General features: G+C 64.1%; 1 protein-coding gene. It reads right to left on the bottom strand.

Going from position 1 to position 707, the window contains the following annotated elements:
- Positions 1–707: hypothetical protein (locus HMPREF0178_RS20200; RefSeq protein ID WP_009369399.1), on the bottom strand; the 707-nt coding region annotated here is incomplete at both ends.

Here is a 707-nt window from a genome sequence, read left to right as displayed (position 1 = left end):
ACATCAAGCTGGCCCTGCAACGCTTCAAGCTGCTTGTCGGCTGCGGACACCTGCGCGCCCGCCGCGTCCTGCGCGGACTTCAACTGTGCGTTCACCGCCCAGAAAGCGTCGAGGTATTCCTCTTCCGTCCCCGCCGTCTGCTTCACCAGATCGAGCAGGGAAGTGCCCACGCCCGCAAGCTGACCCGCCGCGTCGGAGTCACCGCCAAGCGCAAGCCCGGACAGCCGCCGGAATTCGGCCTGTACCGTGCCAAGACGGTTCTCGGCGTCAATGTTGGCGCTCCCGGCGAACAGGTTGTAGCGGGATTGGCCAAGGCTCTTGTCCAGCCCTTCCCATGTGCTCTTGAGCGTCTTTGCGGCGGAAAGCTGCTCGTTGATGGCGTTGATCTGTTCCTGTATCGCCTGTTGCTGAAGCTGGACCCGCTGCTGTTCCAGCGCATCCATCTGCGCCTTGAGCGAATCGTATTCGGACTTCGCGGCGTCCTGCGCGGCCTTCGCCGTCTCCGCCGCGTGGAGCTTCAACAGTTCCGCCACCTGCGCGGAGCCTTCCCCGAACTGTTGGATCGTCTCCCGCAACTCGTTGGCTTGCGATATGGCCCGGCCCACCTCATCACTGTTGCCGTTCACCGCCGCCCACCGCTGCGCGACGGACTGGTCGAACGAGCGCAGCATTTCCTCAGTGGCCTGTTTCACCACCTCGGCGCGCAT

Source organism: Bilophila sp. 4_1_30, assembly GCF_000224655.1.
GTDB lineage: Bacteria > Desulfobacterota > Desulfovibrionia > Desulfovibrionales > Desulfovibrionaceae > Bilophila > Bilophila wadsworthia.
This window is presented reverse-complemented; position numbering and strand designations above follow the sequence as displayed.